Annotated in this window: 25 protein-coding genes; 11 read left to right on the top strand and 14 right to left on the bottom strand. The window is 73.8% G+C overall.

Features of this window, described 5'->3' with window-relative positions; genetic code table 11:
- The 3 genes from Q8W71_RS29455 to Q8W71_RS29445 all read right to left on the bottom strand — a co-directional run.
- Window positions 1-446: polysaccharide biosynthesis/export family protein (locus tag Q8W71_RS29455; RefSeq protein WP_305528949.1), on the bottom strand; the 446-nt coding region annotated here is incomplete at its 3' end.
- 283 nt (window positions 447-729) lie between these two features.
- A complete protein-coding gene (locus Q8W71_RS29450; protein WP_305528948.1) occupies window positions 730-972 on the bottom strand; it encodes a Flp family type IVb pilin in 243 nt (80 codons plus the stop codon).
- Between the two features lie 110 nt (window positions 973-1082).
- A complete protein-coding gene (locus tag Q8W71_RS29445) occupies window positions 1083-1334 on the bottom strand; it encodes a DUF3072 domain-containing protein (RefSeq protein ID WP_305528947.1) in 252 nt (83 codons plus the stop codon).
- A gap of 146 nt (window positions 1335-1480) precedes the next feature.
- Between Q8W71_RS29445 and Q8W71_RS29440 the strand changes: the two genes are divergently transcribed.
- The 7 genes from Q8W71_RS29440 to Q8W71_RS29410 all read left to right on the top strand — a co-directional run bounded on the left by Q8W71_RS29440 (window position 1481) and on the right by Q8W71_RS29410 (window position 7078).
- Window positions 1481-2053 carry a gluconokinase gene (locus tag Q8W71_RS29440; protein WP_305528946.1) on the top strand — a complete coding sequence of 191 codons (573 nt, stop codon included), beginning with the start codon at window positions 1481-1483 and terminating at the stop codon, window positions 2051-2053.
- Complete coding sequence (locus Q8W71_RS29435; protein ID WP_305528945.1) at window positions 2050-2880, top strand: Cof-type HAD-IIB family hydrolase; 831 nt, start codon at window positions 2050-2052, stop codon at window positions 2878-2880. Before Q8W71_RS29440 ends, Q8W71_RS29435 begins: the two co-directional genes overlap by 4 nt.
- 155 nt (window positions 2881-3035) lie before the next feature.
- Window positions 3036-4034 carry a transglycosylase SLT domain-containing protein gene (locus Q8W71_RS29430; protein WP_305528944.1) on the top strand — a complete coding sequence of 333 codons (999 nt, stop codon included), beginning with the start codon at window positions 3036-3038 and terminating at the stop codon, window positions 4032-4034.
- A 290-nt stretch (window positions 4035-4324) separates the two neighbouring features.
- On the top strand, window positions 4325-5206 hold the full coding sequence (locus tag Q8W71_RS29425; RefSeq protein ID WP_370875575.1) for a helix-turn-helix transcriptional regulator: 882 nt from the start codon (window positions 4325-4327) through the stop codon (window positions 5204-5206).
- 260 nt (window positions 5207-5466) lie between these two features.
- A complete protein-coding gene (cysE, locus tag Q8W71_RS29420) occupies window positions 5467-6318 on the top strand; it encodes a serine O-acetyltransferase (RefSeq protein ID WP_305528942.1) in 852 nt (283 codons plus the stop codon).
- 89 nt (window positions 6319-6407) lie between these two features.
- Window positions 6408-6620: a DUF3126 family protein gene (locus Q8W71_RS29415; protein WP_305528941.1), complete on the top strand. Its 213-nt coding sequence runs from the start codon at window positions 6408-6410 to the stop codon at window positions 6618-6620.
- 128 nt (window positions 6621-6748) lie between these two features.
- A complete protein-coding gene (locus tag Q8W71_RS29410; protein WP_305528940.1) occupies window positions 6749-7078 on the top strand; it encodes a DUF6949 family protein in 330 nt (109 codons plus the stop codon).
- Between the two features lie 6 nt (window positions 7079-7084).
- On the opposite strand, the gene Q8W71_RS29405 is transcribed toward Q8W71_RS29410, so the two are convergent.
- On the bottom strand, window positions 7085-7840 hold the full coding sequence (locus Q8W71_RS29405) for a transglutaminase-like cysteine peptidase (RefSeq protein ID WP_370875574.1): 756 nt from the start codon (window positions 7838-7840) through the stop codon (window positions 7085-7087).
- 319 nt (window positions 7841-8159) lie between these two features.
- Here Q8W71_RS29405 and Q8W71_RS29400 point away from each other — a divergent pair, with 319 nt between their 5' ends.
- Entirely contained in the window at window positions 8160-8417 is a 258-nt protein-coding gene (locus tag Q8W71_RS29400) for a hypothetical protein (protein WP_305528939.1), read from the top strand.
- A 48-nt stretch (window positions 8418-8465) separates the two neighbouring features.
- Here the strand turns inward: Q8W71_RS29400 and Q8W71_RS29395 are convergent, their stop codons facing one another.
- The 8 genes from Q8W71_RS29395 to Q8W71_RS29360 form a co-directional block, all read right to left on the bottom strand.
- The gene (locus Q8W71_RS29395; protein WP_305528938.1) at window positions 8466-9461 is read right to left on the bottom strand and encodes a MaoC/PaaZ C-terminal domain-containing protein; all 996 of its coding nucleotides are present in this window, start codon (window positions 9459-9461) and stop codon (window positions 8466-8468) included.
- A gap of 26 nt (window positions 9462-9487) precedes the next feature.
- Complete coding sequence (gene ychF, locus Q8W71_RS29390; protein WP_305528937.1) at window positions 9488-10585, bottom strand: redox-regulated ATPase YchF; 1098 nt, start codon at window positions 10583-10585, stop codon at window positions 9488-9490.
- Between the two features lie 15 nt (window positions 10586-10600).
- Window positions 10601-11047 (bottom strand): PIN domain-containing protein, encoded by a 447-nt coding sequence (locus Q8W71_RS29385; RefSeq protein WP_305528936.1) that lies wholly within the window; start codon window positions 11045-11047, stop codon window positions 10601-10603.
- Complete coding sequence (locus tag Q8W71_RS29380; RefSeq protein WP_305528935.1) at window positions 11040-11267, bottom strand: hypothetical protein; 228 nt, start codon at window positions 11265-11267, stop codon at window positions 11040-11042. Before Q8W71_RS29380 ends, Q8W71_RS29385 begins: the two co-directional genes overlap by 8 nt.
- Window positions 11268-11347: 80 nt before the next feature.
- Entirely contained in the window at window positions 11348-11923 is a 576-nt protein-coding gene (gene pth, locus Q8W71_RS29375) for an aminoacyl-tRNA hydrolase (protein ID WP_305528934.1), read from the bottom strand.
- A gap of 176 nt (window positions 11924-12099) precedes the next feature.
- Complete coding sequence (locus tag Q8W71_RS29370) at window positions 12100-13146, bottom strand: aldose epimerase family protein (protein WP_305528933.1); 1047 nt, start codon at window positions 13144-13146, stop codon at window positions 12100-12102.
- A 76-nt stretch (window positions 13147-13222) separates the two neighbouring features.
- Window positions 13223-14497 (bottom strand): nuclease, encoded by a 1275-nt coding sequence (locus tag Q8W71_RS29365; protein ID WP_305528932.1) that lies wholly within the window; start codon window positions 14495-14497, stop codon window positions 13223-13225.
- 60 nt (window positions 14498-14557) lie between these two features.
- A complete protein-coding gene (locus tag Q8W71_RS29360; protein WP_305528931.1) occupies window positions 14558-15469 on the bottom strand; it encodes a hypothetical protein in 912 nt (303 codons plus the stop codon).
- Window positions 15470-15827: 358 nt separating this feature from the next.
- Here Q8W71_RS29360 and Q8W71_RS29355 point away from each other — a divergent pair, with 358 nt between their 5' ends.
- From Q8W71_RS29355 to Q8W71_RS29345, 3 genes are all read left to right on the top strand, one after another.
- A complete protein-coding gene (locus Q8W71_RS29355) occupies window positions 15828-16775 on the top strand; it encodes a lipid kinase (RefSeq protein ID WP_305528930.1) in 948 nt (315 codons plus the stop codon).
- Complete coding sequence (locus Q8W71_RS29350; protein WP_305528929.1) at window positions 16772-17536, top strand: TerC family protein; 765 nt, start codon at window positions 16772-16774, stop codon at window positions 17534-17536. Before Q8W71_RS29355 ends, Q8W71_RS29350 begins: the two co-directional genes overlap by 4 nt.
- Before the next feature lie 204 nt (window positions 17537-17740).
- Window positions 17741-17893, top strand: a complete 153-nt coding sequence (locus Q8W71_RS29345) for a hypothetical protein (RefSeq protein WP_305528928.1) — start codon at window positions 17741-17743, stop codon at window positions 17891-17893.
- Between the two features lie 132 nt (window positions 17894-18025).
- Here the strand turns inward: Q8W71_RS29345 and tkt are convergent, their stop codons facing one another.
- Both tkt and Q8W71_RS29335 read right to left on the bottom strand, forming a co-directional pair.
- A complete protein-coding gene (gene tkt / locus Q8W71_RS29340) occupies window positions 18026-20014 on the bottom strand; it encodes a transketolase (protein ID WP_305528927.1) in 1989 nt (662 codons plus the stop codon).
- 227 nt (window positions 20015-20241) lie between these two features.
- On the bottom strand, window positions 20242-20531 hold a 290-nt coding region (locus Q8W71_RS29335), incomplete at its 5' end, for a TRAP transporter large permease subunit (protein ID WP_305528926.1).

Genomic DNA, 20531 nt, shown 5'->3' with positions numbered 1-20531 from the left:
GGCCGGCGTCCGGCGACGTGGATGCGGCCGGCGTAGGGCACGGAGATGGCGCCGTCGCGCCCGACCGGCTGCTCGGGGATGAGGGCGGACTTGGAGCCGGCGGAGAAGCGGTCGGCGACGAGCGGTCCGGAGAACAGGCCGCCGGACCCGGCTTCCCAGACGGAGACGGAGACCATGTCGCCGACGCCGATGACGGGCTCGGTGGAGGGTCTGTGGTCGCCGAAGGAGGCGAGCAGGCTGTCGAGCGGCCGGCCGCGCAGGGCCTCGACGGCGGCGGGGGAGACGTCGATGATCTCGTAGCGGGCGAGCAGGGCGCCGTCGGCGGTGGCGACCTCGGCGCCGGCCTCGATCGCCGAGGCGGTCGGGCCCGCCGCCGGCAGCGCCGTGCAGCCGGCGGCTGAGCCGGCCGCGAGCGCAGCGAGCAGGAGGGATCGGAAGGCACGCATCCGGAGGTCGCTCATCGGTTTTGCCGAAGGCCGTGCCTATCCTATCGCCGTCGGGGTGTCCGTAGCGGGTCGGCCACACTCGGGCCGCCACGCGCGGGCCGGCCGCCCCATCCACGCGACCGTCCTCGTTAAGCACGCAGTCCACAGGGGTTTCACACGGGGGCTTCGCCGCCCGCCGGAGCCGCCCGGCCCGCCGGATAACGGGCGCGCCGCGGCCGCCGACCCTCGCGCCGAGCGGCATCGAGGCCTCGTCGGCGCCGACCGGTCTCCCACGGACTTGAGATCAGTTGATCTGCGCCATCGCGTTGCCGAGCTGGCCGTAGACGCCGTTCACCTTCGTCCCGTAGAGGCGGATGCTGCCGGCCGCGACGGCGAAGATCAGCGCACCGATCATCGCGTATTCCACGGCCGTCCCGCCCCGCGCGTCCCGGGCGAAGCGCCGGCCGAGGCGGAACCGGCACGGAGCGGGGGCATCCACCCCGTGGGAGCCGGCGCTCTCCGGCACCGCCCTGCGCGACTCGGACATCTCCGGACGAATCCCCGGCGCAGGTCCGGCCCGCCGGGGCCGGACACAGACACGGGTTGCAGGATTATCGCGCCACTCTTGCCGGGGTCTTAATGCGGCGGGACGCTCCCTCAGGCGCGCCCGGCCTTGTGACGCAGCGCGTCGATCCGCTTGGACGCCTCGGCCTTCTCCAGATCGGGCGCGAACGCCTTCGGCTCGTCGGCCTCCTCCGACAGGGTCTTGAGGTAGGACGCCTGCGCACCGGTCATCGGCTCCGCGCCGGTGGTCCACTGGTCCGGGTCCTTGATCTGGTTGGACGTGTCCTTCGGGTCGGTCTTCGGGTTCTGCGCGGCGGGCGCGGACTTCTCGGCTGCCTTCGCCATGACGGCTCCTCGTTCACTGAATGTTCCACTGAACGCCCGCGCACGCGGCGCGGTTCCTCCAGGCCGCCGACTTTCCTTCCCGAGCCGCCGGCCTATTCAAGGGGCGGTGCCCCGACCGGGGCCGCCGTCGCGGAGGCAGACCGACGATGAGCACGGAGGAAGCACCCCGGCGGGCCGCGCGCGCGGCCCAGGTCCTGGTGGTGATGGGCGTGTCCGGCTCCGGCAAGAGCACGGTCGCGGAACTGATCGCCGAGCGCCTGGGCTGGATCTTCGTGGATGGCGACAGCTTCCACACGCCGGAACACGTGGCCAAGATGCACGCGGGATTCGCCCTCGACGACGAGGATCGCGCCCCCTGGCTCGCGCGGATCGCGGCCTGGATCCGCCAGCGGCTGGAAGCCGGCGAATCGGGCGTCGTCGTCTGCTCGGCCCTGCGCCGGGCCTATCGCGACGCGCTCACCGGCGGCAGCCGCCGGGTGCGGATCGTCTACCTGGAGGGCGACAAGGGGCTGATCGCCCGGCGGCTGGCCGAGCGGCAGGGCCATTTCATGTCGCCGCGCCTGCTCGACAGCCAGTTCGCGACCCTCGAACCGCCGGGGCCGGAGGAGCGCCCGATCACCGTCGGGATCGTCGAGCCGCCCGAGGCGGTGGCCGGGCGGGTGATCGCCCGTCTCGAAGCGGAGGCCGCGCGGCCCGCCGTCACGGGGGCCGGCCGATGACCGGGGAGGCCGGCCGGGCCCCGGACATCGCGCTGGTGATCTCCGACGTCGACGGCACCCTGGTGACCCCCGACAAGCGGCTCACCCCGGCCACCGTCGCCGCGGTGCGGCGCCTGCGGGCGGCCGGCATCGGCTTCAGCATCGCCTCGGCCCGGCCGCCGGTCGGGCTGCGGGACCTCGTCGCGACCCTCGACCTCGACCTGCCGCTCGGCGCCTTCAACGGCGCCTCGGTGGTGCGGCCGGACCTCACGGCGATCGAGGCGCAGGTCATCCCCGCCGCCACCGCCCGGGAGGCGATGGAGCGCCTCGCGGCCGAGGGGCTCGACGTCTGGGTGTTCGCCCGCGGCGCGTGGTGGCTGCGCGACCCGAACGGCGCCTACACCGACCTGGAGCGGCGCACGATCGGCGTGGAGCCGCGGGTGACCGCCGACCTCGCGGACCTCGCGGACGACGCGGCCAAGATCGTCGGCGTCAGCGCCGACCACGCCCACCTCGCCGCCTGCGAGGGGACGGTCGCCGAAGCGCTCGCGGGCCGCGCCACGGTGCACCGCTCCCAGGCCTACTACCTCGACGTGACGCCCCCGAACCTCGACAAGGGCCGCTTCGTGACCTGGATGAGCGCCCATCTCGGGATCCCGCCCGAGCGGATCGCGACCTTCGGCGACGCCGGCAACGACCGGGCGATGTTCGCCCGCAGCGGCCTGTCGGTGGCGATGGGCAACGCCGAGGCGGCGGTGAAGGCGGCCGCGCGCGCGGTCACCGACGGCAACGACGCGGACGGCTTCGCCCACGGCATCGCCCGCTTCGTCCTGCCAGAGGGGGCATGAGCGCGGAGGGGGCTCGAGCGAGGCGGCCCTGTGACCCGCCGGGCACATCCGGCCCGAACGGGGTGCCGCCCACAGCCTGCCGGATCGGGGCCGCTTTCCGGCCTCATTTTCCCGCGACCTAGCTTGACCACAGAACAAGCAAACCGGGTCTCGGCATGCAGCGCTTCCTCCTGGCCGCCGCCCTCGCGGTCGTGCCCGCCGCCGCCTTCGGGCAGGCCGCGCGCGACAACATCGACGCGCTGATCGAGCAGCAGGCCAAGGCGAACGGGATCCCGGCGAGCTTCATCCACGCGGTGGTCAAGCGCGAGAGCAACTACAACCCGAACGCCAAGGGCGGCAGCGCGCTCGGCCTGATGCAGATCAAGCACGCCACGGCGCGCGGCCTCGGCTACACCGGCGACGCGGCCGGGCTCTACGATCCGGCGACCAACCTGCGCTACGGCGTCGCCTACCTGGCGGGCGCCTACCGCACGGCGCAGGGCAACCTCGCCCGCGCCTACGGCTACTACAACCGCGGCTACTATCACGCGGCCAAGCGCCAGGGCGTCGCGACGGAGGTCGCCGAGGTGGTGGCGCCGGTCGCGGCCTCCGCGAGCGCCCTGGCCAGCCTGTTCGGCGGCGGCGCGCCCGCCGCCGACACGGGCACCGCGGCGCTCGCCTACGCCCCCGCGGCCTCCTCCGCAGCCGTCTCGGCGGCGCCGGCCGGGTCGGTCGAGGTGCCGCTGCCGCCCCGCCGGCCCGCCGCGTTCGCGGGCCTCGTCGAGGTGGCGAGCGCCGAGGTCGCGGGTCAGGCCGCCTCCGTCCAGGCGACCGTGCAGGTCGCCGCGGTGGAGGTGCCGCTGCCGCCGCGCCGGCCCGCCGGGCTCGCCGATGGCCCGGCGACCGTGCAGGTCGCCGAGGCGGCCCCGGCCGGGCTCGCGGATCTGCGGCTCTCCCCGCAGGCCCAGGCGCAGGGCGTCGGTTCCCCCGCCACGCCAGCCCAGACCACCGCCCAGACCGCCGCGATGACGCCCGCCGCGGCACATGCCGCCGAGGCCGTGGCGGTCCCGCTGCCGCCGCGCCGGCCCACCGTCCAGATGCTCGCGGCCGCGATGCCCCGCCGCGCGCCCGCCGCGGAGACCGTCCGCGAAGCCGCCGCCCTCCCCGCCGAGTAGGGGTCGGATTTCCGACGCGGTCCGCCGCCCCCACCGGAATCCGCGCCCGAGGCTTGACCATCGGTCCCCGGGGCAACAGATAGGCCGCACGTCGGCACAGCAGCCGGACCGGCGCGCCGCGCCCGCTCCGCCCGGCCGGACGGGCTGCCGATACGGGTTCAACCGGGGCAGGAAGCGTCGGCCGCAGGCGGACGAACAGGCAGCGGCCTGCCCGTTCCGGATGCCCGACCCGCCTCGGACCGGCGGGCCCGCAGCAGCAGATGTCGGCCGGCAGGAAAGCGAACGACGCCATGACCGGCGTGGTGGAACAGGAATCGCTCTTTCTCACGGACCTGGGACGCCGGGTCCGTCACGCGCGCACCGTGCGCGGGCTCTCGCGCAAGACGCTGTCGCAGACCTCGGGCCTGTCGGAGCGCTACATCGCGCAACTGGAGAGCGGCCAGGGCAACGTCTCGATCATCCTGCTGCGGCGCGTGGCCAACGCCATGGGCGTGCGCCTCGACGACCTGATCACCGGCCACGACGGCCTGCCGGACTGGCCGGTGATGCGCGACCTGCTGGCGCAGGCGGGACCGGCGCAGATCGCCGCCGCCAAGGACGCCCTGTCGGGCGGCAGCCGGGCGGGCGGGGCGCGGCCGCGCGTGGCGCTGATCGGCCTGCGCGGGGCCGGCAAGTCGACGCTCGGCAAGCTCGCCGCCGAGCGGCTCGGCTGGAGCTTCGTGGAGCTGAACGCCGAGATCGAGCGCGAGAACGCGCTGTCGGTGCAGGAGATCTTCGCGATCTACGGGCAGGAAGGGTATCGCCGGCTCGAACAGGGGGCGCTGCGCCGCCTCACCGAGCACCCGGGCCCGCTGATCCTGGCCACCAGCGGCGGCATCGTCGCCGAGCCGCTGACCTACGACCTGCTGCTCCAGGCCTTCTACACGATCTGGCTTCAGGCCCGCCCCGAGGAGCACATGAGCCGCGTGCGCGAGCAGGGCCATCTCGCCACCACCGGCGACCACGCCTCGGCGATGCTGGAACTGCGCGCCGTGCTGGCGAGCCGCGAGCCGCTCTACGCCCGCGCCTCGGCCCAAGTCGACACCGCCGACGTGCCCGTGGCGACCATGCTCGACCGGCTCACCGCGGCGATCGAGGCGCGGTTCGGGCAGCCGGTCTCGGGCGCCGCGTGAGGCGCACGCGCGCCTGACACCCGACGCCTGCCACTTGGCACCTGACATCTGCCACCTGACACTCGGCACCTGACACCCCTGGCCCGCGCGGCACGCCCCCGCGCGGGCCCCCCTTGATCGCGGCGCTGCGGCGCACCACGGTAGACCCGTCCCGAGGTCCCGCCGCTGCGGGAGAGGATTCTTTTTCGCGGTGCCCGCGACGCGGGAACGGGGCGGATCGCCGAGCCCCGGCCGCCGCGCCCCCCGGACGAGGAGCAGTCATGAGCGCGAGCCCGGCCGTCACCCACGCCGCGAACGACCTCGCCGTGTGCGACCCGGTCTGGTCGCGGCTGCGCGCCGAGGCCGAGGACGTGCTGCGCGCCGAGCCGCAGCTCGCCACCTTCATCGTCGCCACGATCCTGAACCACGCGACCCTGGAGGGCGCCGTGGCGCACCGGGTCGCCGCGCGGCTGGGGCACCCGTCGATGCCGGCCGAGCTCGTCGCCCACACGTTCCACGAGGCGATCCACGCGGATCCCGGCATCGGGCAGGCGTTCCGGGCCGATATCGGCGCGGTGATCGACCGCGACCCGGCCACCCTGCGGGCGCTGGAGCCGGTCCTGTACTTCAAGGGCTTCCACGCCCTCCAGGCCTACCGCCTCGGCCACCACGTCTGGACGCGCGGGCGGCGCGACCTCGCCCTCTACCTCCAGAGCCGGGTCTCGGAGGTGTTCCAGTGCGACATCCACCCGGCGGCGCGGATCGGCCGGGGGGTGTTCCTCGACCACGCCACCGGCCTCGTCGTCGGCTCCACCGCGGTGATCGAGGACGACGTGTCGATCCTGCACGCGGTGACGCTCGGCGGCACCGGCAAGCAGCGCGGCGACCGCCACCCGAAGATCCGCCGCGGGGTGATGATCGGCGCGGGCGCCAAGATCCTCGGCAACATCGAGGTCGGGGCCTGCGCCCGGGTGGCGGCGGGCTCGGTGGTGCTGCGGCCGGTGCCGCCCAACACCACCGTGGTCGGCGTGCCGGCCCGGGTGGTCGGGACCGCGGGCTGCGACGACCCGGCCCGGGCGATGGACCAGCTCGTGAGCCTCGACCAGTTCATCCATCTCGGCGAGGGCATCTGAGCCCGGCCCGCCGCGCTTGCCGCCCCGGCCCGGGCGTGGCAAGCGCGGGCCCCAGACCGGACCATCGCCGCCAGCGGAGACCCAACAGCGTGACCAAGCCCGAGATCGCGAAGCTGCAAGCCTACCTGCGCCGCACCTTCGCGAACACCAACATCCGCCTCGTGGCGATGAAGACCGGCGACACCGCCGAGGTGTTCATCGGCGAGGAGTCGATCGGCGTGATCGCCGACGACAAGGAGGACGGCGACGATTCCTTCGTCTTCCGCATGGCGATCCTCGACATCGACCTCGAAGAGGTCTGAGGCGGGGGCCTCGCGGGCCCGGCGTCCCGGCGCCGGGCCTGTGCACGGATTAACGTTGATCCGAAGACCTGCTTAACGATCGGTAAACGGCGTGGTTAGACTGCGCGCGCTGTCAGGGAGCGCGTCCCATGGTCCCCACCCCCGCCGCCCTCGAATCGATCCGCACCCTGTGCGTCGGTCTCGCCCTGTCCGGGCTGATCGCCAGCGCCTTCGAACTGTTCGCCGCCCGGCGCGCGAGCTTCAACCTGCTGGAGCGGGGCGGCCTCGGCGCGGTCGCGGCCCTGCCGATGCTGGCCTTCTCCGCGCCGTTCATCATCCTGCGCAACACCGTCCGCGGCCGGCGCATCGAGGGGCGTCCGATCCCGTTCGTGATGCTGGCCACCATCATCGCCTGCGGCTGGAGCTTGCTCTCGGGCCGGGTCGCCCTCGATCTCGCGGCGCTGATCGTCGGCGCCTGACGCCCCTCAGGGCTCGGCGGTCGCCACCTGCGCGCCCGCGTTCCGGCCCTTGCCGACCTCCGGGGCGTCCTCCTTGTCCAGGGCGACCCAGGCCGGCCCGTCCTGGCCCGCGCGCTTGACGAAGCTGTAGCCCGTGCGCCGCCAGTTGCGGATCGCGTCGGTTTTGTTGTCGAGGATGAAGTCGCCCCGGTCGGTGCGCACGGTCAGCACCGCGTGGCCCTCGTCGATCTCGTCGATCACCACCGTCATCAGCAGCGCCCGGCGCGGCAGGCCGCGCTCGGCCAGCATGCGCCGCTTCAGGAGCTGGTAGTCCTCGCAATCGCCGAAGCCGTCGTCGGGAAAGTCCCAGCGATCGACCACGCCCCAGTGGGCCTTGTCGGTGATCGGCTTGATCCGCGCGTTGACCCGGGCGTTGACGCTGCGCAGCGTCCGCCACGTCGCCACGGTGAGATGGATCCGGGCCGGCTCGCGGGCATCGACGGTGCACTCCGCGGGCATCCGTCGGCAGAAATCGGTCCAGCCGGGAATGGGCCGCGTCGGCGGGCCGATCTCCCCATCCTTGGCGTCCGCGGTGTCCGCGGCGGGCAGAGCCGCCCCGGTGCGGGCGTGCGTCGCGGCGCCGCCCAGCATCAGGATGCCGCCGACGAGGGCGAGGCTCGCGGCCTGACGGATCCGGCGCGCCGGGCCGGACCAGTGCCACCGGCCCCCGAGGCCGTCGGGACCGAAGGGAAAGCCCGGAACCGTACCGTCGACGCGCCGCATGCCCCGCGCCCCGCCTGAAGATGACGGGGGTGAGGCTCGCACGGGCCGACGCACTGCACAACGAAAAATGGAGGGCGATTTAATCCCCCATCGCGCGAAGAGTTCCATTTTCGGACAGTGTTGCGCGCGCGCAGGTTTCGCCACGCGCATGCGCGGGGGGCATGCCTGCTCCGCACCCCGCCCGCCGGCCTTGATTCGAGCGGGCTTTGCCGGCTTGAGACGGGCAGCCCGCGCGGGCCGATTCGCGGCCCGCGCCGAACAGAGTCGCAAGTTTCCGGCCGGGCTCGTCCCGGGCCGAACGCAGGAGAGGACGACCGCGATGCAGCCCGCCATCCAGCAGGTGATCAGGGCGCTGGCCGAGGACGGACGGGCGGGTGCCCTCGGCATCGCCGAGCACGCGGTCGACGCCTACCTCGCGGGCGCGCCGACGGCGGGCGACCGCGCCCTCTCCCTCGACATCCTGGTGCGCGACCTCGCGAGCCTGCGGGGCATCGCCCCGCACCTGGCGGCCTTCATCGGCCGGGTCGAGACCTACGTGGCCGGCCTGAGCCAGCCGGCGCTCGGCCGCGCCGCCTGATCCCGCCCCCTCGCGGCGGCGCTGGATCCGGCCGGCGGCAGCGCCCGGTCACGCGTCCGGCGCCCATTGCAGGAAGACGGCGGAGTCGAACGTGAAGACCGGCTCGCCGCGCTGGTTCACGCCGGTGTTGCGGGCGAAGGCCAGCCCCCAGCCGGGGCGCGAGGCCGAGGCGCGCTTGTCCGTCAGCCGGGTCGAGAAGCGGATCGTGTCGCCCGCGTAGACCGGCTTGAGCCAGCGCATGGTCTTGAAGCCCGGCGACGGGCCGGCCGCCGGCACCGGACCGCGCGCGGCGGTGTAGGCCGCGTCCCGCGCCCGGGTCGTCAGCAGCCGGTTCATGTAGGCGGCGGCCGTGTGCCAGCCCGAGGCGCACAGGCCGCCGAAATGGGTCCGCCGCGCCGCCGCGTCGTCGAGGTGGAAGGCCTGCGGATCGTAAGCCCGCGCGAAGGCGACGATCGCCGCCGCGTCGAAGGCGTAGGGCCCCAGCTCCCGGGTCATGCCGATCTCGGCCTCGCCGAGGAAGGGGATGACCTGCGCGTCCTCCGGCTCGACGACCGGCTCCGGCTCGGCGATGGTCACCGGGCGCGGCGGCAGCGGGTCGGTCCCGGCCCGGGCCAGCATGAACGTGAAGCGCTGCGTCATCACCGTCTCGCCGCGCTGGTTGTCGAGGCTCAGCGTGGCGCCGACGAAGCCGAGGCCGGGCTTGGTGGACGAGTCCCGGGTGCTGTTCACCCGGAGCGTGGCCCGCAGGGCATCGCCCGGCAGCACGGGGGCGAGCCAGCGCAGCTCGTCGATGCCCGGGGAGCCCAGCGACGAGCCGCCCCGCAGCGGCCCCTGCTGGAGCAGCCGCATGCCGAGCGACGCCGTGTGCCAGCCCGAGCCGATCAGCCGCCCGACGAAGGTCTTCTCCGCCGCCGCCTCGTCGAGGTGGAAGGGCTGGAAGTCGAAGTGTCGAGCGAATCCGACGATGTCGTCCCGCGTCACCGTCAGCGGCTCGCCGACGAGCGTGTCGCCGACGGAGAAGTCTTCGAAGCTGGGATTCGGCATGGCCGCGTCTTGAGTCCGAGAACGAATCAGGTGGCGAAGCGGAAGTGCAGCACGTCGCCGTCCTGCACCACGTACTCCTTGCCCTCCAGCCGCAGCTTGCCCGCGTCCCGGGCGCCCGCCTCGCCGTTGAGGGCGGTGTAGTCGCGGTAGGCGATGGTCTCGGCGCGGATGAAGCCCTTCTCGAAATCCGAGTGGATCACCCCCGCCGCCCCCGGCGCCCGGGTGCCCTTGGTGATCGTCCAGGCGCGGGCCTCCTTGGGGCCGACGGTGAAGTAGGTGACGAGGCCGAGCAGGTCGTAGCCGGCGCGGATCACCCGGTTGAGGCCGGGCTCGGTGAGCCCCACCGCCTCCAGGAACTCGGCCTGGTCGGCCTCCGGCATCACCGCGATCTCGCTCTCGATCTTGGCCGAGACCACCACCGCCACGGCCCCCTCGGCCTTGGCGCGGGCGAACACCGCCTGGGAATGGGCGTTGCCCTGGTCGGCGTCGGCCTCGTCGACGTTGCAGACGTAGAGCACGGGCTTGGCGGTCATCAGCCCGAGTTGCTGGAACAGCCGCTCCTCCTCGGGCTTGCGCGAGGCCAAGCGGGCGGGCTTGCCGTCGCGCAGCAGCGGCAGGGTGCGGTTGACGAGGCCGAGCGTCTCCTTCGCCTCCTTGTCGGCGCCCTTGGCCCTCTTCTCCAGGGCGACGGCGCGGCGCTCCAGGCTGTCGAGGTCGGCGAGCATCAGCTCGGTCTCGATCGTCTCGATGTCGGCGGCCGGGTCGACCTTGCCCTCGACGTGGGTCACGTCGCCGTCCTCGAAGCAGCGCACCACGTGGGCGATGGCGTCGACCTCGCGGATGTTGGCCAGGAACTGGTTGCCGAGCCCCTCCCCCTTGGAGGCGCCGCGCACGAGCCCGGCGATGTCCACGAAGGTCAGCCGCGTCGGAATGATTTCTTTTGAGCTCGCGATGCGGGCGAGGTCATCGAGGCGCGGGTCGGGCACCGCCACCTCGCCGACATTCGGCTCGATCGTGCAGAACGGGTAGTTGGCGGCCTGGGCCGCCGCCGTCTGCGTGAGCGCGTTGAAGAGCGTCGACTTGCCGACGTTCGGCAGGCCGACGATGCCGCATTTGAAGCCCATAGGTCGTATCCGCTGTCAGGTCTGTCGCAGCACGTCGTCCGGCGACGCGCGAAAGGGATTGATGAGGGTCATGCCCTCGAACACGACGCCGTGCGCCATGTCCTCGGTCAGGAAGTAGCGGCATCCGGCGAGCTGTGCCGCCGCGAGCAGCAAGCAATCGAACCACTGGTATCCGAAGCACTTGCGCACGAGCCAAGCCAGTTCGGTATCATCCTGATCGACCGGCCGTGCCCCCCAGACGCCGATGCTCTCGATCTCGTCCTGAACATCGAGGAGCGGCCGGTCGGGCTCATTCTTGAGGATCCAGCGCGTCAGTTCGTTGAGAACCTGGAGATTGGTGCGCGCCCGGCCGGATCCGGTGACGGCCGCGAGCCAGGCGCGGGCACGCTCGCGCTTGTCGGCGTTCCGGTCGTCGCGCGCGTAGACGAGCACGTTGGTGTCGATGAAGACGGGCTCACTCATAAAGTTCGTCACGCGAGGGTGCCCTGCCGTTCTCGTCCGTCAATCGCATCAGCGGACCGGATAGGAACCGGTCGAGTGCCTCGCGCTGCGTCAGGGGCCGGCCGACCCGCTGCTCGACCGCCTCGGCCACGAAGCGCGACAGGCTCTTGCCGTCGCGCGCGGCGGCGACGCGTGCCCGCTGCAACAGCGCCTCGCTCATCGTGACCGTGACGTTCTTCATGGCGGATCCTCCACCCGCCGATCCTATCGTGTCCCCGTGTTCTCGTGTCAATTTCTCGCGCCCAGCGCCTTCACCTCGTCTCAGCCGCGCCCGCTCATCGCGAGGTGGACCTTGTTCTGGAAGCCCGGGTCGTCGCCGGCCGCCAGGACGGCGGCGTGGGCGGCGACCGCCTCGCACAGGTCCTCCGCCCAGGGCAGCTCGGCCTTGCCGAAATCGTTGAGCACGTAGGCGTGCACCTGCGCCTTGTCGCCGGGATGGCCGATGCCAAGGCGCACCCGGCGGTAATCGTTGCCGCACTGGGCGGTGATCGAGCGCAGGCCGTTGTGGCCGGCATTGCCGCCGCCGGTCTTCACCCGGAGCTTGGCGGGCGGCAGGTCGAGCTCGTCGTGCAGGACGATCACGTCGCCGAGCGCGATCTTGTAGAAGCGCTGCGCCTCCGAGACCGAACGGCCGGACTCGTTCATGAAGGTCTGCGGCTTCAGGAGGATCGCCCGCTCGCTTCCCAGCACCACTTCGGCCGCCTCCCCCTGGAAGCGGCGGCGGAACGGGCTCGCCCGGTGCGCGCGGGCGATGGCGTCGATCGCGAGGAAGCCGATATTGTGCCGGTTGCCCGCGTAGCGGGGCCCCGGATTGCCCAGACCGACGATCAGCCGCATCGCGTGCCGGGGCGGCCCCCGCGGCGCCCGGCCGCGCGGCGTGCCCCCTCCTGTTGGGGCGCCCCTCGTTCGGGACCGGGCGCCGCGTGTCGCAGAGGATGGGCGGGGCCTTGAGCCCGCTCGGGCCCTCCCTTGCCCGGATCGCGCCGCTTCCGCAACGGCGGCGCGCGCGCGTCTCAGGCGGCCGAGAACCGGAACTCCGTCCTGGCGGTGAAGCGCTCGCCCGGCCGCAGCACCGCGGCGGGGAAGGCGGGCTGGTTCGGCGCGTCCGGGTAGCCCTGCGTCTCGAAGCAGACCGCGTCGCCCGAGCGGTAGATCCGCCCGGACGGGCCGATCAGCGTGCCGTCGAGGTTGTTGCCGGTGTAGAGCTGGAGCGCCGGCTGCGTGGTGGCGACCGCGAGGCGCCGCCCGCTCGCCGGATCGTGGCAGGTCGCTGCCGGCCGCAGGCGGCCCGCCTCCCCGCGCAGCACGAAGTTGTGGTCGTAGCCCTTGGCGAAGGCGAGCTGCGGGTCGCCGGTCCGGATGCGTACGCCGAGGGCGTGCGGCGCGCGGAAGTCGAAGGGCGTGCCGGCCACCGGCCGGATCTCGCCGGTCGGCACCTGCGCGGCGTCCGTGGGGGTGAAGGCGTCCGCGTCGAGCTGCACCACGTGGTCGAGGACGCTGCCGCTCCCCTCCCCCGCGAGGTTGAAGTAGCTGTGGTTGGTCAGGTTGAGCACGGTCGGCCGGTCGGTCCAGGCGGCGTAGTCGATCCGCAGCACCCCGTCCTCGGGCAGGCTGTAGGCGACGTGCACGTCGAGGTTGCCCGGGAAACCCTCCTCGCCGTCGGGGGACCGGTAGGCCAAGTCGAGGCGATCGGCCCCGACCGCCTCCACCCGCCACAGCCGGCGCACGAAGTTCTCCGGGCCGCCGTGCAGGGTGTTCGGGCCGTCGTTGGTCGGCAGCCGGTAGGTGTGCCCGTCCAGGCTGAAGCGCCCGCCCGCGATGCGGTTGGCGTAGCGGCCGACGATCGCCCCGAAGCTCGGGCTCAGGGTCTCGTAGCCCCCCACGCTGTCGAGGCCGAGGACGACGTTGGCGCGGCGGCCGGCCCGGTCGGGGGTCTCGATCGCGGTGATCGCCGCGCCGAGATCGATGACCTGCACGCGCAAGGAGCCGCGCTCCAGCGTGTGGCGGCGGACGATCCGCCCGTCGGCCGTGCGCCCGAAGACCTCGCCCGCGTCCGGCATGGCCGCCCTTCCCGCGATCGGGCCCAGCTACGGCCCCGCTCGCATCTGGCGCCGGCGGGTGACCGATCAAGGACGGCTACCGCTTCCACACCCCCAGCCGCTCGCTGCGGGCGTGGTCCTCGGCGGCGACGAGTTCGGGGCTCGCCTCAGGGGAGGCGCGGCCGCCGCCGTTGTAGAGCACCACCTCGGACAGGTCGCGCCCGTCGACCGCGCAGTTCATGGTCTCGCTGCCGGGCGCCGGCTGGCAGACCACCGGGCGGCCGGCGATGTAGCGGGCGAGTTCCTGCGCCTGCCCGCCCCGCACCCACTCGACCCCGAACAGGCGGACCACCCGCCCGCCGACCTTGAGCGTCGCGGTGTCCACCACCTGGACCGGGCCGGTCACCGCGTTGGCGGGCGGCGGGGTCGCCTCGGGCTCGGGATCGCCCCGGCCGTCGCTCTCGGGCGGGGGCGTGACGGTGTCGGGGATCGCGGGCGCGCGGGCGGTCTGGGTCGGCGCGGCCGTGCTCGACGGGGCCTGCGGCGACGGCGTGCGCAGCAGGGTGACGAGGCCGGCGGCGACGATCGCGGTGAGGGCCGCGGCGCCGACGCCGGCGAACCAGCGGCGGCGGCGCACGGCCGGGTCGTCCTCGGGGCCGCCGAACCGGTCGCGCAGGGTGCGCAGGCGCTCGCTTACCGCGTCCCCGAACCGGCCGGCCCCGGAATTCCAGGCGGCGGCGGGATCGACGGACTCCGTCGCCGTCCCGGCCGGGGAAGCGGCGCCCTCCGCCGGGGCGGCCGGGCGCCCGACCCGGGCCCGCAGGGCGGCGAGGGCTCCGGCGGCGGACTGGGCGAGCGCGCGCCCCTGGTTCGAGGAGCGCTCGGCGAGCGACCGGGCCCGCCCGGACTGCGCCTCGACGAAACGGGCGGTCGCCGCCCGCATCTCGGAGGCGCCGGCGAGCAGGGACGCGTCGCGGGCCTGCGCGGGTGCGGGCTCCGGCTCGGGTTCGGGCTCCGGCGGCAGGAACAGCGCCGGGTGTCCGGCGCGCAGCTCGGCGACGAGGTCGGCGAGCGTCATCGGGCGCGGCGCGGCGTCCCCCGCCTGCGTCCCCTGCCCGTCCGCGCCCGCCTCGGTCGCGCGCAGGCGCGGCGCGCCCCGCCGATCGACCACCCGGTAGCCCGGCGGGGCGGCGTCGGGTTCGAGCGCCGCGAGCGCCATGAGTTCCAGCGTGCGCGCCGCCACCGGCCGGGGACGGGCCAGGGCGAGTTCGGACCGGATCGTCTCGCGCAGGGGCGCGCGACCGGGCGCGTCGAGCGCCGGTCGCGTCCCCTCCTCGGCCCCGGGCTCGGCCACCGCCGTCGACGCCGTCATCCGTCCGATCCCGGCCCCATCCTGCACTGCTCGTCTCGCGCGATCTCGAGAACCCGGGCTTTACGCCCTGTCGTCGGCCGGGACCAGAGCCGCCCGGGCCTCGGCCCCGCGCCGCAGCACCCGGCCGCTCTCGGCGACGATGACCGGGCGTCCCCCGGCGAAGCTCACCTCCAGCACCAGCTCCGACGAGCCGCGGGAGACGGCGCCGCGCGACGGGCTCGCCGCGCGGAAATCGACGAGGGCGCGCACCGTGCAGGTCTCGCCGTCGGGCGCGCAGGCCGTGCGGAACGCCCGCGCCTCGTAGCGCCGCTCGGGCCAGCGCCGGGCGAAATCGCGCTTCTCGGCGATCAGCGCGGCCATCGTGGTCGGGCGACCGTAGAAGCGCACCCGCGCCCCGTAGAACCGGGGTGCGGCGCCGACCAGCGCCTCGCCCGGCCCGGAGACCGTGGCGAGGTACTCCGCCGCGAGGGCGCGGGCGGCGTCGGCGTGTCCGGCCATCGGTCCCGGGCCGGCGGCGGGGGTCTCGGCGAGCCGGCGGCCGGGCCGGGGGTGGCGATGCGCGGCCTCGGCCGTCGGCGCCGCCCGGCGGGGCTCGGCCCGAGCCTCCCGCGGAGCGTGCCGCTCGGGTTCGCGGGACGCCGCCGCGCCAGTCGGCTCCCGGCGGCCGGCCTTCTCGCGGTTCCGCTCTGCAACGGCCCGCGCCGGCTCGCCGGGCTCCGCCTTGGCCACGCCCGCGGCGGGCGACCCTGCCCTGGGCGCATCCGACTTGGCAGCGCTCGACCTGACAGCGTCCGACCTGACAGCGTCCGACTTGGCGGCATCCGACTTGGCGGCATCCGATTTGGCAGCCCCCGCCTTGGCCGGCGGATCGACCCAGCCAGCCGGCTGCGCCGCGGCGGCGCCGGCCGTCGCCAGGGGCAGGACGAGGCCGAGCGCGAGGGCGAAGCGCCGGTTCGGCGGGGGGGTGCGCATGGGACGGACCTCAGTGGGGACGTGGGGGGCCGCGGCCGGGTATGACCCGATAGAACGCTTCCGGACGCCGGGACGGTTCCGGAGGCCGTCCCCGTACGAGTCGCAGGTATCGCGTGGCAGGTGCGCCCGCGCGGCGCCAGGGGCGAATTCCGGGGATGACGGGGTTGAGTTCGCACGTCTGTCGCCCAAGTGCGGGATAACCGTTGCGGGACGAGCCCGGTCACGCGCATCCGCGGCACGCCACGCGGCCGGGGTCCCGCGCGGCGGAGCCCGGCGCGGGCGCTCGAGAGGACCCCCAGCACGTGGTGCCCTTCCCTTCGTCCCGGCCGCGTCCGGCCCGCCGCCCCGGGGGCCGCCGATGAGCGACCAGCCGCGCCGCGCCCTCCTGATCTGCAACGCCAAGGCCCGCAACGGCGCCCTGCCCCTCGACGCGGTGCGCGACGTGCTGCGGGCCGGCGGCATCGAGCCCGTCGAGCCGGCCCCCGACGCCGATTGCCAAGCGACGATCCGGGACTACGCGGAGCGCGTCGACCTCGTGATCCTCGGCGGCGGCGACGGCACGATGAACGCCGCCGCCCCCGCCCTGGTGGACACCCGCCTGCCGCTGGGGATCCTGCCGCTCGGCACCGCCAACGACCTCGCGCGCTCGCTCGGCCTGCCGCTGGACCCGATGGCCGCCGCCCGCTTCATCCCGACGGCGCGGGCGCACCCGGTCGATCTCGGCTGGGTCAACGGGCACTACTACTTCAACGTGGCGAGCATCGGCTTCTCGGCCGAGCTCGCGGGCGAGCTCACCGCCGAGTCGAAGAAGCGCTGGGGGGTGCTCGGCTACGCGGTGGCGGCCGTGCGGGTGCTGCGCCGGGTGCGGCCGTTCACGGTGACGATCGAGCACGACGGCACCACCGAGAAGGTCGTCACCATCCAGGTCTCGGTGGGCAACGGCCGGCACTACGGCGGCGGCATGACGGTGGAGGAAGGCGCCACGGTCGACGACGGCAAGCTCGACTTCTACAGCCTGGAGATCGCCCACTGGTGGCGGCTGCTCGCCCTGCTGCCGGCCCTGCGGCGGGGCACGCACGGTCGCGCGGCCGACGTGCGCGCCTTCCAGACCCGCGAGATCCGCCTGACCACCCGCCGCCCCCGGCCGGTGAACACCGACGGCGAGCTGACCACCCACACCCCGGCCCATTTCAAGGTGCTGCCGAAGATCCTGTCGATCTACGCGCCCGACCCGGCCGACCGGTCCCGCCCCTTCGACATCGCGGCGCTCGGCAGCCGTATCCTGGGACAGAGCGACCGCCCGTGAACGAGCTTCTGCAACTCGCCGCCGACCCGACCGTCTGGGCCGCGCTCGCCACCCTGGTGGTGATGGAGGTGGTGCTCGGCATCGACAACCTGATCTTCATCTCGATCCTGACGAACAGGCTGCCCGAGCACCAGCAGACCCGGGCCCGGCGCATCGGCATCGGGCTGGCGCTGATCCTGCGGCTCGGCCTGCTCGGCACGGTCGCCTTCATCGTCCACCTCACCGAGCCGGTCTTCACCGTGCTCGGCAAGGGCGTCTCCTGGCGGGACATGATCCTGATCGGCGGCGGCCTGTTCCTCCTGTGGAAGGCCACCAAGGAGATCCACCACACCGTCGATCCCGATCCGGAGGCGAAGGAATCCGGCCCCTCGCTCGGCTTCGCCGCGGCGATCGGCCAGATCCTGCTCCTCGATCTCGTGTTCTCGATCGATTCGATCATCACCGCGGTCGGCATGACCGAGCACGTGCCGGTGATGATGATCGCCGTCGTCACCGCCGTGATCGTCATGCTGGTCGCCGCCGAGCCGCTCTCGGCCTTCATCGCCAGGAACCCGACGGTTGTGATGCTGGCGCTCGGCTTCCTCATCATGATCGGCATGACGCTGATCGCCGAGGGGTTCGGCGCGCACGTGCCGAAGGGCTACATCTACACCGCCATGGCGTTCTCGGCGGGCGTGGAGGGCCTCAACATGCTGGCGCGGCGGCGGCGCAGGGGGGCGGCGAACCCGGCGCCCAAGGCGGGAAGGGCAGTCCGCTCCTGAGACGCGGCGAGAATGCTGCATCGCACAGCGCTCGAACGCGTTCGAACCCGCATTCATGAACGAAGTCTCAAAGCGGTCGCGTTCGTTCATGCATGAAGCGCATGTCTGACCACGCACGGAACCTCTGACCCGCGTCCCGCGGTCAAGCCATATTGCGTTGCAACACGCCGGGCACGGGGCTCGGCCGCAACAGGACCACCTATCATGGCCGCGATCGCGCAGTTCGTCGGTTTCGGATCGGACCGCCCCGCCACGCTGCGGGTCGCGCTCGGCGCCGCGCTGCGCCGCACCGCCGCGGCCCGCTACGCCGAGCAGCGGGATCGGATCGCCCGCACCGGCATCGCCGGCATGATCTGAGGCTCTCGGGCCCATCCGGGTTTCGAAAGGGCGGCGCCCTTTCGCGGGGTGTGGGGCGGAGCCCCGCGAACGTCAGGGCGCCGCCCTGACAACCCGCCGAAGGGCCCAGCCCTTCGGAAACCCCGTTTCCTCTCAGATCGGCAGCCGTGCCCGGGCCGCCTCCACCACCGCCTCGGCGGTGATGCCGAAGTGGCGGAACAGTTCGTCCGCCGGGCCCGAGGCGCCGAAGCCCGTCATCCCGACGAAGCCGCCGTCCTCGCCGATCCAGCGATCCCAGCCGAACCGCAGGGCCGCCTCCACCGCCACACGCACGGTGCCGCGGGGGATCGTCCGGTCGCGATAGGCCGCGTCCTGCTCCGCGAACAGCTCCCAGGACGGCATCGAGACGACCGCGGTCGGCACGCCCTGAGCCTGCAACGTCTCCCGGGCGGCCAGCGCCAGCGCCACCTCCGAGCCGGTGCCGATCAGGGTGACGCGCCGCTCGCCGTCGGCCTCCGCCACCACGTAGGCGCCCCGGGCGCAGCGGTTCTCGCCGCCGGCCGGGCGGCCGAGCGCCGGCAGCGCCTGCCGCGAGCAGATCAGCGAGGTCGGGCCCTCGCGGTTGGCCAGCGCCAGCTCCCAGCACTCCGCCGTCTCGGTCGCGTCGGCCGGGCGCAGCACCAGCATGTTCGGGATCGCCCGCAGGCTCGCGAGGTACTCCACCGGCTGGTGGGTCGGGCCGTTGCGGCCGATGCCGATCGAGTCGTGGCTGTAAACGGTGATCACCGGCAGCCGCATCAGCGCCGCCATGCGCAGGGACGGGCGCATGTAGTCGGAGAAGACGAGGTAGGTGGCGCCCACCGGCACGAGGCCGCGATGGGCCGCGATGCCGTTCATCATCGAGCCCATGGCGTGCTCGCGGATGCCGTAATGCAGGTAGCGCCCGGAGCGGTCCCCCGCCGTGAAGGCCGCGAACGCCTGCTTGTGCTTGGTCGGCCCTTCGAGGTCGGGCGCCCCGGAGAACAGCTCGGGGATCGCGTCGGCCAGCGCGCCGACGATCTCGGCCGAGACCTCGATGCTCGCGCGCGCCTCGCCCGCCCCGGCCAGACGGTCGCGGACCGCGCGCAGCGCCTCGCGCCAACCCTCGGGCAGACGCGCCGCGCTCACCCGCTCGAATTCCTTTCGCGTCGCCTCCGGCAGGGCGGCGCGGCGGCTCTCCCACGCCGCGTAGGCCGGACGGTTGCGTTCCCCGGCGCCCGCGCGCCACGCCGCGCCGACCTCCTCCGGCACGGTGAAGGCCGGGTGGTCCCAGCCGCGGGCCGCCCGCGCCTCGGCGAGGTCGGTGTCGAACACGCGGCCGCCATGGGCGCCCCGCTGCCCTTCGAGCCGGGGCAGGCCGCGGCCGATGATCGTGCGGCAGGCGATCAGGCTCGGGCGCGGATCGGCCTTGGCGCGGTCGATCGCCGCCGAGACCGCATCGACGTCGTGCCCGTCGCACTCGGTGACGTGCCAGTTCGCGGCGCGGAAGCGGGCGCCCACGTCCTCGGAGATCGACAGGTCGATCGAGCCGTCGTCGGTGATGCGGTTGTCGTCCCAGAGGAAGACCAGCTTGCCGAGTTGCAGGTGGCCGGCGAGCGAGATCACCTCGTGGGCGATGCCCTCCTGGAGGCAGCCGTCGCCCACGAGCGCGTAGGTGTGGTGATCGACGAGGTCGGAGCCGAACTCCGCCGCGAGCCGCGCCTCGGCCACCGCCATGCCGACCGCGTTGGCGATGCCCTGGCCGAGCGGCCCGGTGGTCGCCTCGATGCCGTGCTCGGGGGCGATCTCGGGATGGCCGTGGGTGTGCGAGCCGAGCTCGCGGAACGCCCGGATCTGCTCGATCGGCATGCCTGCGTAGCCGGCGAGATGCAGCACCGAGTAGAGCAGCATCGAGCCGTGCCCGTTCGAGAGCACGAAGCGGTCCCGGTCCGGCCATTCCGGATCGGCGGGGTTGCACTTCAGGTGGCGGGTGAACAGCGCGGTGGCGATCTCGGCGCAGCCCAGCGGCGCGCCGGGGTGCCCGTCGGTCGCCCGCTCGATCGCGTCGAGGGACAGGAAGCGGATGGCGTCGGCCATCCGGGCGGTGAGCTGTGCGTCGGGCATGGCGGTCTCGCTTGGGCAGTGCTTGAGAGGGCGCGCAGCGCCCGTCCCTCCCCCCATTGCGGGGGAGGGTGGCCCGGCCGTCAGGCCGAGTCGGGAGAGGGGAGCGACGGTGCCGGGAGAGGCTTCGGCTCTCCCCGCGGCTCGGGCCTATTCGGAAGCCGGGTTCCCCTCACCCGTCACCCTTCGGGCGTCGCCCTCTCCCGCTTCCGGGGCGAGGGCGAGATGCATCACAGGAACCCGATGGAGAACCAGGGGACGAGGATGATGACGAGCAGGCCGACGAGCAGGGCGAGGATGTAGCCCACGATCGGGCGCATCCCTGCGTCCGGGTGGATCCGGCTGATCGCGCAGGCGGCGTAGTAGCCGACCCCGAACGGCGGGGCGAACAGACCCACGCCCATCGCCAGGATCACCACCATCGCGTAGTGCACCTCGTGCACGCCCACCGTGCGCGCGATCGGGAACAGCAGCGGCCCGAACAGCACGATCGCCGGGATCCCCTCCAGAACCGAGCCCA

Source organism: Methylobacterium amylolyticum (assembly GCF_030700245.1).
Lineage (GTDB): Bacteria > Pseudomonadota > Alphaproteobacteria > Rhizobiales > Beijerinckiaceae > Methylobacterium.
This window is presented reverse-complemented; position numbering and strand designations above follow the sequence as displayed.